This window comes from Acinetobacter sp. ANC 4910, assembly GCF_004331035.1.
GTDB lineage: Bacteria > Pseudomonadota > Gammaproteobacteria > Pseudomonadales > Moraxellaceae > Acinetobacter.
Genome location: NZ_SJNT01000012.1, coordinates 58,184 through 73,775, shown reverse-complemented (window position 1 = coordinate 73,775; position 15,592 = coordinate 58,184). Strand labels below are relative to the sequence as shown.

Annotated in this window: 13 protein-coding genes and 1 tRNA gene; 10 read left to right on the top strand and 4 right to left on the bottom strand. The window is 39.8% G+C overall.

Annotated features, from left to right (window positions below):
• The first annotated feature begins 16 nt into the window (after positions 1–16).
• The 6 genes from E0H82_RS13095 to E0H82_RS13070 all read left to right on the top strand — a co-directional run bounded on the left by E0H82_RS13095 (position 17) and on the right by E0H82_RS13070 (position 8,257).
• On the top strand, positions 17–1,867 hold the full coding sequence (locus tag E0H82_RS13095; RefSeq protein ID WP_131265197.1) for an IucA/IucC family protein: 1,851 nt from the start codon (positions 17–19) through the stop codon (positions 1,865–1,867).
• A gap of 2 nt (positions 1,868–1,869) precedes the next feature.
• Positions 1,870–3,798 carry an IucA/IucC family protein gene (locus tag E0H82_RS13090; protein ID WP_131265196.1) on the top strand — a complete coding sequence of 643 codons (1,929 nt, stop codon included), beginning with the start codon at positions 1,870–1,872 and terminating at the stop codon, positions 3,796–3,798.
• A gap of 15 nt (positions 3,799–3,813) precedes the next feature.
• Positions 3,814–4,635, top strand: coding sequence for a (2Fe-2S)-binding protein (locus E0H82_RS13085; protein ID WP_228258663.1), 822 nt, complete (start codon positions 3,814–3,816; stop codon positions 4,633–4,635).
• Complete coding sequence (locus E0H82_RS13080; RefSeq protein WP_131265195.1) at positions 4,620–5,237, top strand: RraA family protein; 618 nt, start codon at positions 4,620–4,622, stop codon at positions 5,235–5,237. Before E0H82_RS13085 ends, E0H82_RS13080 begins: the two co-directional genes overlap by 16 nt.
• A 32-nt stretch (positions 5,238–5,269) precedes the next feature.
• Positions 5,270–5,860, top strand: a complete 591-nt coding sequence (locus tag E0H82_RS13075) for a GNAT family N-acetyltransferase (protein WP_131265194.1) — start codon at positions 5,270–5,272, stop codon at positions 5,858–5,860.
• 207 nt (positions 5,861–6,067) lie between these two features.
• Positions 6,068–8,257: a TonB-dependent receptor gene (locus E0H82_RS13070; RefSeq protein WP_131265193.1), complete on the top strand. Its 2,190-nt coding sequence runs from the start codon at positions 6,068–6,070 to the stop codon at positions 8,255–8,257.
• A 293-nt stretch (positions 8,258–8,550) separates the two neighbouring features.
• On the opposite strand, the gene E0H82_RS13065 is transcribed toward E0H82_RS13070, so the two are convergent.
• The gene (locus tag E0H82_RS13065) at positions 8,551–9,474 is read right to left on the bottom strand and encodes a LysR family transcriptional regulator (RefSeq protein WP_131265192.1); all 924 of its coding nucleotides are present in this window, start codon (positions 9,472–9,474) and stop codon (positions 8,551–8,553) included.
• A 157-nt stretch (positions 9,475–9,631) separates the two neighbouring features.
• Between E0H82_RS13065 and E0H82_RS13060 the strand changes: the two genes are divergently transcribed.
• A complete protein-coding gene (locus tag E0H82_RS13060; RefSeq protein ID WP_131265191.1) occupies positions 9,632–10,231 on the top strand; it encodes an HD domain-containing protein in 600 nt (199 codons plus the stop codon).
• Between the two features lie 202 nt (positions 10,232–10,433).
• Here the strand turns inward: E0H82_RS13060 and E0H82_RS13055 are convergent, their stop codons facing one another.
• Positions 10,434–11,504, bottom strand: a complete 1,071-nt coding sequence (locus E0H82_RS13055; RefSeq protein ID WP_131265190.1) for an SDR family oxidoreductase — start codon at positions 11,502–11,504, stop codon at positions 10,434–10,436.
• Positions 11,505–11,597: 93 nt separating this feature from the next.
• On the opposite strand from E0H82_RS13055, the gene E0H82_RS13050 reads away from it, so the two are divergent.
• A complete protein-coding gene (locus tag E0H82_RS13050; protein WP_131265189.1) occupies positions 11,598–11,975 on the top strand; it encodes a MerR family DNA-binding protein in 378 nt (125 codons plus the stop codon).
• Positions 11,976–12,226: 251 nt separating this feature from the next.
• On the opposite strand, the gene E0H82_RS13045 is transcribed toward E0H82_RS13050, so the two are convergent.
• Positions 12,227–12,302: transfer RNA gene (locus E0H82_RS13045), tRNA-Gly, on the bottom strand.
• Between the two features lie 65 nt (positions 12,303–12,367).
• The gene (cysS, locus tag E0H82_RS13040; protein ID WP_131265188.1) at positions 12,368–13,789 is read right to left on the bottom strand and encodes a cysteine--tRNA ligase; all 1,422 of its coding nucleotides are present in this window, start codon (positions 13,787–13,789) and stop codon (positions 12,368–12,370) included.
• A gap of 255 nt (positions 13,790–14,044) precedes the next feature.
• On the opposite strand from cysS, the gene E0H82_RS13035 reads away from it, so the two are divergent.
• Together E0H82_RS13035 and E0H82_RS13030 are read left to right on the top strand one after the other, a co-directional pair.
• On the top strand, positions 14,045–15,022 hold the full coding sequence (locus E0H82_RS13035; RefSeq protein WP_131265221.1) for a KpsF/GutQ family sugar-phosphate isomerase: 978 nt from the start codon (positions 14,045–14,047) through the stop codon (positions 15,020–15,022).
• A 3-nt stretch (positions 15,023–15,025) separates the two neighbouring features.
• Complete coding sequence (locus E0H82_RS13030) at positions 15,026–15,565, top strand: KdsC family phosphatase (RefSeq protein WP_131265187.1); 540 nt, start codon at positions 15,026–15,028, stop codon at positions 15,563–15,565.
• Positions 15,566–15,592: the final 27 nt, after the last annotated feature.

Genomic DNA, 15,592 nt, shown 5'->3' with positions numbered 1-15,592 from the left:
TATGAAGGAATCGGTTATGGGTCATTTACATCCCACATTAACGAACAAAAACAATGCCTCTTATGTCGCAACTTTAGCTTGGCAACAACCCGATCAAACTGCAATGAACAAAGTAGAACAACGTGTCATCAAACAATTGCTTCAGGCTTTAATTTTTGAAGAAGTGATTGATGCAAAATTTGAAAATGACGTATTTATCATCCAAGCATTCGATCAAAATCAAAAAGAAATTCAGTACCGTGCAGCAGGCAAGCACTATCTGAGCTTTGGTTTAGTCCGTTTGGATGAACAAGAGGTGATTCGTCAAGACCATGCGGGACAACAGTCAGCGGCACAATTAAATCAGGTGATTGAGGAAATTGTCCGTGCGATTCCAAACGCAGCTAAATTGGAAGATTTCATTTATGAATTAAAACGGACATTTATTCATGATGTGCAATCGCAACACTGTCAAAACCAATTTCAACTTCCTGCGACACAGTACAATTATGATGTTCTAGAAACATATTTAATGGATGGTCATCCTTATCATCCTTGTTACAAGTCACGTGTTGGTTTTAGCTTACAGGACAACCTGAAATATGGTGTGGAATACGCACAGCCGATCCACTTGGTATGGTTAGCCATCCATCATTCCTTGCTTTCAGAAAATGCCTCGAAGTCTATTCATGCGGAACAGTTTTTACAGCAACAATTAACTGAGCAAGATCAAGCGCTGTTTGATCAAACTTTGAGCGCTCAGGATTTAAATACCAGCGAATATACCTGGCTACCCGTACATCCTTGGCAATGGGAAAATACGCTGGTTCATACATTCTTTGAAGAAATTGCGAAACAAAAAATTGTCTATTTAGGTCACGGAAGTGATGCGTACATAGCGCAACAATCCTTAAGAACTTTGACCAATTTACAGCATCCAGAAAAGCCCTATATTAAACTTGCAATGAGTTTAACCAATACTTCCAGTTCACGCATTTTAGCGGCACATGCTGCAATGAATGGTCCGTTAATTACGGATTGGTTACAGCGTTTAATCGAAAATAGTGAACTGGCAAAGTCTTTAGATTTTGCAATTTTAAGAGAAGTGCATGCCACTGCGGTTGATTTTAGCAAATTACCTACGTCACACGCCAAACAAGCCTATGGCACGATTGGGAGTTTGTGGCGTGAAAGTGTTCACGCTTACTTAAAGCCAGAAGAAGATGCTATTCCACTCAATGGCGTCAGTCATGTTCAATGTGATGGGCAGTTGCTTATTCAACCGTGGCTAGAAAAATATGGTACGGAAGCGTGGCTTACACAATTCCTTTCTGTGGTGATTCAACCGATTTTATTTCTATTACATGCAGAAGGTATTGGCTCGGAATCGCATGGTCAAAATATTATTTTAGTGCATAAAAATGGCTGGCCTACGCGAATTATTTTGAAAGATTTTCACGATGGTGTTCGCTTTAGTCCAGAACATTTAACTCATCCTCATGAATATCCTCAATTACATGCCTTACCCGCAGAACATGCAAAAGCCAATCGCATGTCATTTATTTTGACCGATGATTTAAATGCTGTACGAGATTTTAGTTGTGCCTGCCTATTTTTCGTTGCTTTAAGCGATATTGCGATGACATTACAGCAGAAAATCAATTTTCCTGAACAACAATTTTGGCAAATTGCGGCCAACATCATTCATCATTTCCAACAACAAAATCCTGAACATCAAAATAGATATGAAAAATTTGATGTGTTTGCAGCACAGTTCTGCATTGAATCTTTAACCAAAAGACGTTTGTTTGGAGATGGCGAGGTGCAACTTCGTCTGGTGAATAATCCACTTTATCAGTTCCGCAAACCAACTGCTCAAGAGGGTTAAAAATGAATACGATGTTGTTTTCACCAACCGTAACGACCCAAATGATTTTGGTGGATTTGGTGAATAGTTTTTTGGTGGAAGGTTATATTCCAGAGCATGTCATTTTTACTAAGCCACAAGCATTGGCACTGTTAAAAGATCGTTTTGAGCAGAATTTCAATGCTTTGTTCGAGACGTATTTAGATCAAACCTCTTTCGCACTTTTATTTCACGCCGATTTTTCGGAATTTATGGTTCTCCCGTTACAGCAGGCAATTCAACAGGATTGGGTTATTCAACCGCATATGCCTGCTTACCAAGTATGGATTCAAGCAGATCAAAATTATCAATTACGCGCATTAAGCGCATTAGATTTTTTTGATGTGATGCAGCGTTTTGGCTACTTTTCTCACTGTGAAACTGCAAAGTTAGAAACATTTAGAGATGATCTGCAACTGACCATGATGCAAAGTCAGCTCACTGCACAGCATCAGATTAATACCGAAACATGGGGTTTAGATTGTCCTGCCGAATTGTTTATTCAACTTGAACAATATGCTGGACTCAGGGACCGTCCATATCATCCGCTGGCCAAATTAAAAGATGGTTTTTCGGCAGAGGAGTATCTGCAATTTAGCCCAGAGTTTTCTCAGCCTATTCCTTTGTGTTGGGTCGCAGTTAAAAAAGAAAAACTGGTCTATGGTCAGGCGGTAACGCAGATTGAAACCCAGCAACCCGCTAAAATTTTTTTAGATCATGAGCAATATACAGCCTTAGCGCAGGAATTAAAGCAAAAAGAAATCGGTGATGAGTTTTTGGTTTTACCGATGCATATTTGGCAATTTAAGCATATTTTGTCGGAGAAATTTGCTCAAGAATTGGCAGATGGCGTGATGATTCCATTGGAATTTCAATCTACCGAAATGTATGCGAGTTCGTCCTTAAGAAGCTTATTATCAGCCTCAAAACCACAGGACAGTCTAAAGCTGCCTTTGGCCGTGAAGTCTTTGGGTTCACTGCGTTTTTTGCCGATTGTGAAAATGATCAATGGGCAAAAAAACCAAAAGCTGTTGCAAGATGCAAAGAAACTGGATGAGGTTTTAAACACGCGTTTATGGTTGTGTGATGAAAATCAGTGGTGGGCATATTTACCCCATCAGCCTGAAAATTTAACTCCAGATAATTTGACCTTATTTGATGAGCAGCCCATGCATTTAGCGGTACAACGGCGCCGTATTCCTGCTGAACTCTTACAACAACCTTACCAAATTATTCCGATGGCCAGTTTAGGACAATGTTTAGCGGGAGAAATATATCCATTTGAGTTTATTTTAAACGCGCAAAAGCTTCAGTCGACCAAAGAAAATATTGTTGCGACTTTCAAGATGTTGTGTCGAGATTTTTTTGACGTGAATTTAAGGCTCTTCCATCTGGGGTTAATGGGGGAAATTCATGGTCAGAATATTTGTATTGTACTCAAACAGGGTCAGTTTGCTGGGTTTATGTTACGTGATCATGACTCATTACGCATTTATTTACCTTGGCTACAACAACAGGGTTTGGAAGATCCGCAGTATTTAAGCCCACATGATTTCAGAATCACGCTTTATCATGATTCGATAGAAGATCTTATTTTGTACCTACAGACCTTAGGAATACAAGTTAATTTAGCCAGCATACTGGAGTCAGTTGCTGAATATTATCAGCTCAATACATTCGAGTTATGGCAGATTTTGGCTCAAGCGTTGCAGGAGGCTCTAAATGCCGTGCCATTCAGTGATGAAGCCCGTTCAGCCTTACAGCATATTTTATTTGAAAAAGAGCATTGGCCATATAAACAGCTTATTCGCCCTTTACTCGAGCAAAATAATCGAACTGGAAGCATGCCAAGTCGTATGGGCCAAACCTGCAATTTATTCAAGAAGTTACAGACTGCTGAAAAGCATGATTGAACAGGTTTGTATAGCGTGCGTTCCCATATCTCTGTCGTGAATGTTGTCTCAGAGCCTGAATTTGAATCATTGGGTCTTTCTCAAGCCAAGCATATTTTGGCTGAAAGGCTCAATATTCAAATCAATTTGCATATGTACGATGCAGATAGTTTTGCCGATCTATTAGATCCTGAGCAGTGTTTAAAGGTGCTCACCGAATTTTCAACACGGATACAGGCTGTTAACTTAACCTGTTCAGGTTCAATGTTTATGAAATATTGGGCAGTTCCACTGTTGTTCCCTTATTTATACGCATTATTAACGGAACAGGTGAGTTTACCTTGGGAATTGTCTGCGCTTTCAGTGCAAATAACATCGACATGGTATTGGGACCGTCATTTAAATATTAAACCCACTTTTTTAAAAAGGGATACGTGGTGGACACAACAGAAAACCTATAAAGCAACCATGCTGAGGATTTTTAATGATTTAAGTCAAGTGTTTGAGGTCATGAGTAAAGTTGCCAAAGTACAGAAGTTTTTGCTTTGGGAAAACACAGCGCTCAGGATTTTACAGTTCTATGATCTGATGCAGAAACAAGATGCATCTCAACAGACTTTGACAAAAATTTTGCAGCAACGCCAATTCTTATCAAATTTATCCGCTGAATATTTTGGCTTAAAACAAAATCCATTTCTTTTGTTGGAACAAAAACGAAAGTTAAACAGTGGAAGTTACCTAAGGAAAAAGTGCTGTTTTTATTTTCAACTCCCTGAATCCAAACGTGAATATTGCAGCAGTTGCCCTCTAGCTAAAAAGGATCAAGAAAGAGATCAAAGTCCATGTCAGATCAATTAAATCGTTTATTTACACAGTATGCCAATATTTCCAGCTCAACCATTGGGCATGTTTTAGATACGGGTTATTTACCTGAAATTCATGCAGTTAATTCAGTTCAACATGTTGTAGGGCGGGTGCGAACGGTCACTTTAAACTCCATCAATGCCATGCTGCTACGCAATGCACTGTTAGAAAGCAAAGCGAGTGACGTACTGGTGATTGATGCGCGGAAACTGGGTTACCGTGCCTGTTGGGGAGAACAACGTCATCGTGCAGCGATTTACCATGAATTGGCTGCCATCATTGTTCTTGGTGCAGTCACTGATATTTGTGCTTTACGTGCTATGAAAGTTCCCGTATTTGCTCAAGCGGTGAGTTGTTTAACCACCCGAGCAGAAGGAGAAAGTCTGGTCGACTTTGACCAGGATATTCAATATTTTGATTCAATCATTTCAACAGGCGATTTAATTGTGGCTGATGCAGATGGCGTTTTCATTTTAAAGCCTGAGGTGGCTGCACTCCATTCAGAAAAATTCCAACATATGGAACTTTTGGAACAACAAAAAAGAGAGCTGTTTTTTAGTCAGCATCCAACTGAACAGTATTATCACAGCATTTAAATATCGGTCTAAGATAAAAAGAAAGGACTTCTATGCAAACATTATCCTCAAGTCTTCCTCATTATTTTTCTTATGCAGAAAAAGGGATTTCCTATGCGCTGCGCGCAGTGGTTTTACCTGAAGATTTTCCATTGCTTTATAAATGGATGCATACACCTCATGTCATCCCGCAGTGGCAACTGAACAAACCTGAACTGGAGCTGGCTGTCTATTTTGAGAAGATGCTAATTGATGACCATCAACGTTTGTATATTATTCAAATTGAAGGGCAGGATGTGGGCTATTTAGAAATATACGAGGCTAAACGGGATCGGTTGTCCTTATATTATCCTGCATCAGAGCATGATTTAGGGTGGCATATCTTATTGGGCGAAGAAAGTGTGGTGGGAAAAGGGCATTTTAAAGCTGTAATGCGCATGATGAGTTATTTTGTTTTTGAGCATTCTCCAGCAGAGAAAATTGTAGGGGAGCCCGATGAGAGTGTGAAATCTTATGAATATGTTGCCCATGAGATTGCTTTTGAAGCCCAGAAAAAGATACACATGTTAGAAAAAACAGCCATTTTATATCATTGTTTCAGAGATAAATTTTATGAAAGGTGTGGAGCATTAGCTCGTTCATAAAAAAGATAACGGGTATTTTAGAAATGTCTTCCATTAGGGAGACATTGTTTAGCTTGTATTTTAAACAAAACTTAGTCCCACAACTGAATTTAGACATAGCCATTAAAATCCATAAAAAAATAAAAAATTGGAATAAAAGTTTTTACAATCGTAATAATAATGATTACTATTTGCACCAATATTAATACTTACTATTTGGAAATAAAAATGCGCTTGTCACACTTTAGTCTTTGCTTGCTTACAACAGCAATTTGCACCCAACTTTATGCAAATGATTCCGTTGCGATAGGGGCTGAAACACAAAATGCCGAAGCGAAGCTCCCCACTCTGGTAATGACGGCAACACGAACACCAAAAAGTATTGCGGAAATTGCGGGGACAGTTCAAACCATTTCAGCAGATGAAATTGCACAACAGGCAGGAACAGGTCGTAAAGTTGCCGATATTTTAGCGCAACTGGTACCTTCACTTGCGCCAAGCAGTGGAACAAGCAGTAACTATGGTCAAACCATGCGTGGCCGTAACGTATTGGTGATGATTGATGGGGTATCTCAAACAGGATCACGTGATGTCGCGCGTCAACTGAACAGTATTAGCCCGAATATGATTGATCATATTGAAGTCGTTTCGGGTGCGACCAGTATTTATGGTTCTGGCGCAACGGGCGGTATTATTAACATTATTACTAAACGAGCAGACAAATCTGAACCTGTCAGTTTTCAGACCAAGTTGGGTGTAACCGCCGCCGATAATTTCCGTAGTGACAGTCTGGCTTATCAAGTTGGGCAGACCGCTTCTTTTGCGAATGACAAAGTGGATGGCTTTTTAGGGGTGGATTATACCAACCGCGGTTCCCAGTTTGATGGTCGAGGTGATCGTATTTCATTAAGCCCGTGGCAGGGCAGCACGATGGATACCGATACTATTGATGTAAATGGACGACTGAATTTTAATTTGACGGATAGCCAAAGTTTAAGTTTTGGCGCGCAATATTATAAAGATGAACAAGATACCGAATATGGTCCTGATTATTCTTATCTACTGACAAAAACTGAACCTTCTTTAAAAGCGATTAAAGGGTGGAGCTTAGACAAACAGCCATTCACAGAACGCTATGCTTTTAATACCCAATATCAAAATCAGGATTTTTTAGGGCAGATTCTGAATGTAGAAGCCTACTATCGAAATGAAAAATCTAGATTTGTCCCTTATGGTTATTCGAAAGATGGCGTAAGTGTTAAACAAAGCCAGTCCAATGTGGACTATGCGGGCATTCGCTCTACCTTACAATCCGATTTGAAAGTGGCAGATCGTGAGTTAAAACTGACTTATGGTTTGGACTATGACTGGGAAAAAGATCATCAATGGGCTGACTTTTATCTGCCTAGCAACACAGGTTTGGTTTATACCCCAACGGGTGAAACACAAGGCTCAGGACCAGATACTCAAATTCAGAATATCGGGACTTTTTTACAAGGAGATTATGCTTTAACTGATCGGCTCAATATTCAGGCAGGTGTACGTTATCAATATGTTCAAGCGGATACCGACAGTTATTTAACAGCACGTAAGCCTTATACCTTAATGGCAGCGGATTCGACTGATTCAGATAAATTCCTGTTCAATTTAGGGACTGTTTACAAGTTGACAGATGCACAACAACTTTATGCCAACTTCTCTCAAGGCTATAGCTATCCAGATGTACAACGCGTTTTACGTGATGTCGCAGCATATACCTTAACGACTTCGGGTATTGAGCCAATTACGGTCAATAGCTATGAATTGGGTTGGCGTTTAAATCAAGATTCAGGTTTAAATTTAGGTTTAACAGGGTTCTACAATACCTCGGATAAAGTCGTTCAATTTAACTCTGACCGATCTGTCAATGTAGTCGATACCGACCAACGCATTTATGGTGCAGAAGCCACTGTGAGTTATCCATTTATGGACAACTATAAAGTGGGGGGCACTCTGGGTTATACACGTGGTCAGTACAAAGATGCTGCGGATAATTGGCACGAGTTAAATGCCTTTGCAGTTTCACCAATGAAAGGTACTTTATTTGCAGAATGGAGCAATGCTGAAGGTTATGGTGTACGGGCTCAGATGTTAGCTATTAAAGGGACAGACAAAGCTTATAAAGATGATCTGGCGTTAAAAGCAGCTGGAATCACAGATAGTAACAGTGCGGCAGAGATCAAGGGTTATACCACTATGGATGTATTGGCGCACTTCCCGATGGCAAAAGGTCGAGTCGATTTCGGGGTTTATAACGTATGGGGTAAGCAATATAAAACCGTATTTGCTCAACAAGCTACGGTGACGAATGCCAATTCACTTCTGGCAATTCCTGCGGAAGGACGAACGTTTGCCTTGAGTTATACTATTAATTATTAAGTTCCTTATTAATTATGTTCATGAAAGTATCCGTAATTAAGGTTGCGGATACTTTCTAGAAAACTTAATTAAATTGATATTTAAATCAATGGAATATGGTCTGCTATTATTGTCGCTATTGGGTGAAAACCAAGCGCAACTATGTCATGTCGGTCCGTATAGTTGAATGAAATAATGATTTGATAAATCCATTGATAAGTTGAAACATCCCTCTACTCGTGTAGAGGGATGTTTTCATTTAGTTGTTAGGCTATTAGCTCAAGATAGTCATTTTCCGACTATTTCTTTAGAGCTCACTGTATGTTTGCATGCATCAAAATTAAGTCAACTAAACGCTGCGCGGACGGTGAGAGTGAGCGGTCGGCCAATTGCACAATAGAGCACTCGATATTCATTGCTATTGTAGGTAACTGGGGCTGAAGTAGAGCTCCAAGATTCACGAGTTCACTTTTGCTATCTAACCATGATTTCCACGTAAACAGAATATTGTCACTATGTAATGTAAGGTCATGGAGTAATTGCAAATTATCACAAGTGAGTCCAATCGGAAGTGCTTGATTGGGCTTCATACCAAGTATGGAACGTAGACGTGGTGAGAGAGATTTATCCATAGCTACAGCTGACCAAGGATAAGTTGGAATTTGTGTGGGTCGTGGGGGAGTGTTTTGCTGTAATAAAGGGTGTTCAGGTCTACAGTACATTGACACTGGTTCAGAGGGGAGCCAAGTAAGCTCGAAGCGTTCATCCTCTTGAAGTTCGCCTGGGTAAGCAACAAAAAACTCAATCTTTTCCTGTTCTAAGTGCGTTTGTAAGTTAGGCGTTTGGCTGACTTCTATATGTAGTTTTACCTGTGGAGACTGTTGTTTTAGATCCATCAGCGCGCTGCTGAGCGGCCCATCAATCGCCAGTAAGCTCGTACCAAAGTTTAACTCACCACATTCAGCATGGGAAAGGTAGTAGATATCATCGGCTAAGTCCCGAGCTCTGCTAAGCAAGGTAAGTGCTTTCGCTATTAAATATTGACCTGCTGGGGTTGGTCGTACAGAGCGAGTATCTCTATCGAATAAACGTAAACCAAATTCAGTTTCAAGTGCTTGAATACTACGACTAAACGCTGTTTGTGAAAGATTTGCGCGTTCGGCAGCCCTCGAAAAATTAAGCTCTTCGGCAAGTAATTCTAAATGTCGTAATTGTTTTAAATTAATTGATGCTCTCAATGCATAAGTTTCCTATAAATAATGCATTAGACGAGAATGTATGAGACTGATAGGTTGTTGTCAACAGTGTGCATAGATAAAGCGAAGGCTTGATCTGGGAAATTCTTTTGTTTCGCTGTGGTATTTAAAAATAAAGATTGAGTAAGGAAAACTAATCATGAGCAAAAATGCGAGTTTTACACGGATGGATCAAAGCACCCAAGAAGATTGGGATATTATTGCAGCAGAATTCCGACCTTTTAGTAAAGAGTTGCCTGACCGTATTATCGCGCATCTCAAGCTATTAGATGGTGATTATGCAGGTTTCCCGATAGATCGACTGAGCCATTGCTTACAAACCGCGACTTTAGCTTATCGTGATGGTCGTGATGAAGAATATGTTGTCTGTGCATTGTTACATGACATAGGTGATACGTTGGGTTCTTTTAATCACCCTGAAGTCGCTGCTGCAATTCTGAAGCCTTTTGTGGATGAAGCCAACCATTGGATGATTCAAAATCATGGTGTTTTTCAGGGAAATAACTTTTTCCATTATATCGGTATGGATCGAAACATGCGGGATATGTTTGCAGAGCATCAGCACTATGAACGTACGCGAGAATTTGTCGATTTATACGACAATCCTGCATTTGACCCTAAGGGCGAAATCCTTCCGCTTGATTTTTTTGAGCCTATGGTGCGTAACATTTTTGCTAAACCTAAAAATAGTTTGTATAGCGCAGCATTAGAGCGTATGGAAATGCAGGGTACGGAATAAGCGTTTCATCGATAGACGCATTCATTTCTTCCCAGATGGTTAGCATGAAGGAGTAGTAAGCGGTCAACATGCTACCAATGGATGTTTAGCTGATTATTGCCGTGCATTCTATTTTAAAAATGCACGGTGGATTAGATTTTTATAAAGGTTATGTCGCAGTTAAAAGATAGCAAGAGCTTCATGCTAAACGATTACATTCATTTCAGTGAGTAACCCATTCCACAGTCTTTTGCATCGTTTCTTTCAGCTCGGTTGGTGGGATTTTCCATTGTTGATTTAGCTGATTGAATGTACTTAGATCAAGCTGCTCAATTCTGAGAAAATTTAACATTTCTGGGGACATATCTAGTTTGTTTGCTAACCATCGCCACTTCAAAATCCATTTTAGAAAAGAGATGGAAATAAAATGGCGCGGAGGATTAATCTGTAACGACTGAGCAATGATCTTTACTAGTATCTGAAAGGGTATCTGCTTGGGATTGGCGACTAGAATTTCTTGTTTAAGTGTGTGAGGGTCTTTACTTGCATGCAACATAGCATTCACTAACATTGTGACCGATACTAAAGGGAGTGAATGCTCTGATGTGCCAGGAAGGGCATTCATTTTTTTTTGTTGAAGTTGTTGAATTAGAGCAGTAATGGGTTGAGATGATGGAATTTCACCTGTTATTTCATCTCCAATGACGGTCGCTGGGTGGATGATTGTCCAAGGTATATTTAATAGGTCTGTCTGTTTAATCCAGTTAAAATGTCCTTGAATCTTTGAGGCTTCATAGGCACCTAATGTGTCATAGATTTTTGGCCAGTCAGTTTTTTCGATATGTTCTCGGTATATGCCTACTGCCTGTAAATGCTGATCTAGCGTCAACATAAAGCCTGACAAGTGAACCGCACGTTCTAAATGGCAATGCTTGTTCACGCTGTGTAGCAGATTGGTTAGTCCATCGACATTGACCGCTTGAGCTTGCTGCATAGACAGATGCCATTTGAATAATGCACTCGTATTGTATAGGTAATTCACCTCTTTCAACGTTTTCCAATCTTCAAGCGATAGCCCCAAATCGGGCTGAGTAATATCGCCCTGAAGAAAACTAAGCTGTTGATAATCGATATTTTGTTGTGCCAGCCAATCACGTATCTGAAGTGATTGTTCATCGACATTGCGGCAGATAGCAAATACTCTTGCATTATCGCGAAGTAGCTGTGCGATAAGGAATTTTCCGATAAATCCGGTTGCACCGACCACAAGCGCAGTTTGAGATGGTTTAAGCATAAAATTAAACTCGTTTAATTGTTATTGCTTAAGCTAAACTGTGGAGTATAGTCAACGGTCAAGAATTTTTAGAAATATAAAAGGAAGCCTTGTATGCTAATCGGGGAACTATCACAACAGATGAATCTGAGTCGCGATACTATTCGTTTTTATGAAAAGATGGCATTGATTCAGCCATTGGTACGCAATAATGGCTACAAGGATTATCCTGAACAGACACTACAACAATTAAAATTGATCCTGACCGCTAAAAACCTTGGCTTTACACTTACGGAAATAAAGCAAATTATTGATATTGTTGGTGAGAATGAGATTCCTGCCGCGCAATTTAATACAATTTTGCAAGAAAAGTTGGGCATGATTCAGGAGAAGATAATGCAATTGCAACATATGCAAAACATGCTTGAAAATTTGCTAGGTGGTGAACCTTGTCCATTGAGAAAAGGATGCGAAGTCAATGGGATTGAATAGCGCTGAAAACGCTTAATTTGAAATGGCTATTTGATTTGGGCTTTGTGCATTATAGTTTTCGTACTTTGTGATGTACTTAAATATGGCTTTCGATGAGTGTGAATAGTGTTGGTCGTATTTTGATGCTGAATTTCTAAAAGTACAGTTTTGTCATGTTTTCTTTTTGAAGATAAGAAATTTTTATAAAAATAAACTTATATAAAATCAATAAAAAAAGGCGCTTATCTTTTGGATAAGCGCCTTTTTAATTTTGGAGCGGGAAACGAGACTCGAACTCGCGACCCCAACCTTGGCAAGGTTGTGCTCTACCAACTGAGCTATTCCCGCAATATGGATGTGCATTATAGAGAGTTTAATTTGACTGTCAACTCTCTACGCATGCAACTGCTGAATTAATCAGCGCGTCTCCAAACCGTACCTTGACGTGTATCTTCCAAAACCACACCCTGATCCAGTAATGACTGACGAATGCCATCGGCTTTTGCGAAATCCTTAGCTTTCTTTGCATCTTGGCGTTGCTGAATAAGGTCTTCAATGTCTGCTTCAGATAAACCCAGAACTTCTTGCCCAATATCAGATTTTAAAAAGTCTTCAACATCATGCTGTACTATGCCAAGAATATTGGTCAAATGGCGTAAAGTGGAATAGTAAATCGCAGCATGTTCAGCATGTTCTTCTTTAACTGAACGGTTCAGCTCTTTGTTAATTTCAAACAACACGGCAATTGCTTCAGCGGTATTGAAGTCATCACGCATTGCAGCATTAAAACGTTCAACTAGGTTGTCATCTAATTGTTCAACGATATTCGTGCCATAGAGTTGTTGATAGGCTTTAAATGAATGATAGAAGCGGCTTAATGTAGTTTTGGCTTCTTTTAACGCAACATCCGAGAAGTTCACTGGACTACGATAGTGTGAAGACACAATAAAGTAACGAATTACTTCAGGATGGAATTTATCCATTACATCGCGAATGGTAAAGAAATTGCCTAATGATTTAGACATTTTTTCGCCATCAACATTAATAAAGCCCACATGCATCCAATAATTCACATATTGTTCATCTGTAGATGCTTCACTTTGTGCAATTTCATTTTCATGATGTGGGAACATGAGGTCTGAACCACCACCATGAATGTCAAAATGGTTACCTAGGCAGCACGTCGACATTGCAGAACATTCAATATGCCAACCTGGACGGCCATTACCCCAAGGCGAAGCCCAAGCAGGCTCATTTTCTTTGGCATGTTTCCAGAGTACGAAGTCGAAAGGATGTTTTTTCTCAACTTCCACATCAACGCGGTCCGATGCACCTGCTTGCATATCTTCCAGTTTGCGACCGGAAAGGCGACCATATTTGGCAAATTTTTCTACTTGGAAATATACATCGCCATTGCTTGCAGGGTAGGCAGTACCTTTGTTGACCAAATTGCCAATCATGCTTTGCATTTGGTCAATATATTCTGTCGCGCGGGGTGCTTCATCAGGGTGTAAGCAGCCTAAATTTTCCGCGTCTTCATTCATGGCTTGAATAAAGCGATCAGTGAGTGCAGTAATCGTTTCGCCATTTTCATTGGCACGTTTAATAATTTTGTCATCAATATCGGTAATGTTACGAACGTATTTGACGTTCCAGCCCTGACTGCGTAAAAAACGAATAATATAGTCGAATGCAACCATCACACGTGCGTGTCCGATATGACAGTAGTCGTATACGGTCATGCCGCAGACATACATATCGATATGACCTTCTTTACGTGGTACAAATTCTACTTTTTTACGTTGCTCTGAATTGTAAAGAACAAAAGGCTGCATAGGGCTTACATATTGCGATAACAAAAAGATTTCTCATCATAACGTAAGGTCCATGATTCACAAAGTTTTATACGTTATTTTTATAAGCAAGTGAAAAGTTATACATTTAGAAACGTTGCATTTGCATAGATATGATAAAATTGCGAAAATTATTTTTTACTTGAGACTGGGGTTGATCATTATTTAAATAATGATGAATTGCCCTGAAATCAACTCTTATCGAGTTTAAGGTTGCCAACGTTGAATTTACAAGCCATGCCGAATCCAATCGATTTTCAGAAAGCCGCATTAGAAACTTTGCGCATTGAAGAACAAGCTTTAGGTGTATTAGCAACGCAAATAGATGAGCGTTTCAGTTATGCCTGTGAAATTATCTTACAGTGCAAAGGGCGCTTAGTGGTAACAGGCATGGGTAAATCAGGGCATATTGGTCGTAAAATGGCGGCTACATTTGCTTCTACAGGGACACCTTCATTCTTCATGCATCCTGGCGAAGCAGGACATGGCGATTTAGGCATGTTAGTTCGTGGTGATGTACTCATTGCAATTTCAAACTCGGGTAAGAGTGATGAAATTATGATGTTGATGCCGTTAATTAAGCACTTGGAAGTTCCCTTAATTACCATTAGTGCTGATGATACTGGCCCAATGCCACAAAATGCCGATGTGGCACTTACTTTAGGCAATATTCAAGAAGCTTGTCCATTAGGTCTTGCACCAACTTCAAGTACCACTGCCACTTTGGCTTTGGGTGATGCATTGGCGGTGGCTTTATTAGAAGCACGTGGTTTTACTGCGGATGATTTCGCACGTTCGCACCCTGCTGGAGCTTTAGGTAAGCGTTTGTTATTACATGTAAAACACCTAATGCACACGGGCGCAGATCTGCCGAAAGTTGCACCTGAAACCCCAATGAATAAAGTTCTATATGAAATTTCAAATAAGCGTTTGGGTTTAACTACGGTTGTAGATAGCGAAGATCGTTTATTGGGAATTTTCACAGATGGTGATTTACGCCGTTTAATCGATAAGCAGCAAGGTTTTGATGTGAACTTGCCAGTTTCAGAAGTAATGATTCAAAACCCTGCGACCATTTCTCAAGAAGCACGTGCGGTAAAAGCTTTAGAAAAATTACGCGACAAAAAAATCAATCAATTTGTAGTTGTGGATGATGCCAATAAAGTCATTGGTGTGATTAGCATGCATGACTTAATTCAAGCAGGGGTAAATTAATCCATGGCATCTTATGTTTTATTAGAACAAGCACGTCATATTCAAGCGCTCGTATTAGATGTCGATGGTATTTTAAGTGATGGTTTTGTGACTTTAACCAATACAGGGGATGAAATTAAATCCTTTGATATTCGTGATGGTTTAGGCATGAAACTGGTACAAAAGTCTGGCGTGAAAGTGATTATTATTACAGGCCGTAAAAGTAATATCGTTGAAAAGCGTATGTCAGATTTAGGCGTAGACTTGGTTTTTCAAGGGCGTGAAGATAAAGGTGTGGCTTTGCGTGAAGCGTGTGCTCAACTCAACCTTTCACCAGATGATTGTTTATATATGGGTGATGACTGGCCTGATCTTTCAGCTTTTTCTATTGCAGGGATGAAAGTAACGGTGCCGAATGGTCATGTTGAAGTGCGTCGTCGCGCTGATTTGGTCACACAAGCGATGGGTGGTCGTGGTGCAGTACGTGAAGTTTGTGACATGCTACTTATGGCGAAAGGGACTTACCAAGAGCTACTTGAAAAATTTATTACAATCCCGCATTAATGCTTATATACGTACATAATTGTTTTT

Bases quoted from the DNA above. Each gene is read 5' to 3' on its own strand.
- E0H82_RS13030 (WP_131265187.1), top strand. From the start codon at position 15,026: ATGGCATCTTATGTTTTATTAGAACAAGCACGTCATATTCAAGCGCTC.
- E0H82_RS13095 (WP_131265197.1), top strand. From the start codon at position 17: ATGGGTCATTTACATCCCACATTAACGAACAAAAACAATGCCTCTTAT.
- E0H82_RS13090 (WP_131265196.1), top strand. From the start codon at position 1,870: ATGAATACGATGTTGTTTTCACCAACCGTAACGACCCAAATGATTTTG.
- E0H82_RS13060 (WP_131265191.1), top strand. From the start codon at position 9,632: ATGAGCAAAAATGCGAGTTTTACACGGATGGATCAAAGCACCCAAGAA.
- E0H82_RS13080 (WP_131265195.1), top strand. From the start codon at position 4,620: ATGTCAGATCAATTAAATCGTTTATTTACACAGTATGCCAATATTTCC.
- E0H82_RS13050 (WP_131265189.1), top strand. From the start codon at position 11,598: ATGCTAATCGGGGAACTATCACAACAGATGAATCTGAGTCGCGATACT.
- cysS (WP_131265188.1), bottom strand. From the start codon at position 13,789: ATGCAGCCTTTTGTTCTTTACAATTCAGAGCAACGTAAAAAAGTAGAA.
- E0H82_RS13035 (WP_131265221.1), top strand. From the start codon at position 14,045: ATGCCGAATCCAATCGATTTTCAGAAAGCCGCATTAGAAACTTTGCGC.
- E0H82_RS13055 (WP_131265190.1), bottom strand. From the start codon at position 11,504: ATGCTTAAACCATCTCAAACTGCGCTTGTGGTCGGTGCAACCGGATTT.
- E0H82_RS13075 (WP_131265194.1), top strand. From the start codon at position 5,270: ATGCAAACATTATCCTCAAGTCTTCCTCATTATTTTTCTTATGCAGAA.
- E0H82_RS13070 (WP_131265193.1), top strand. From the start codon at position 6,068: ATGCGCTTGTCACACTTTAGTCTTTGCTTGCTTACAACAGCAATTTGC.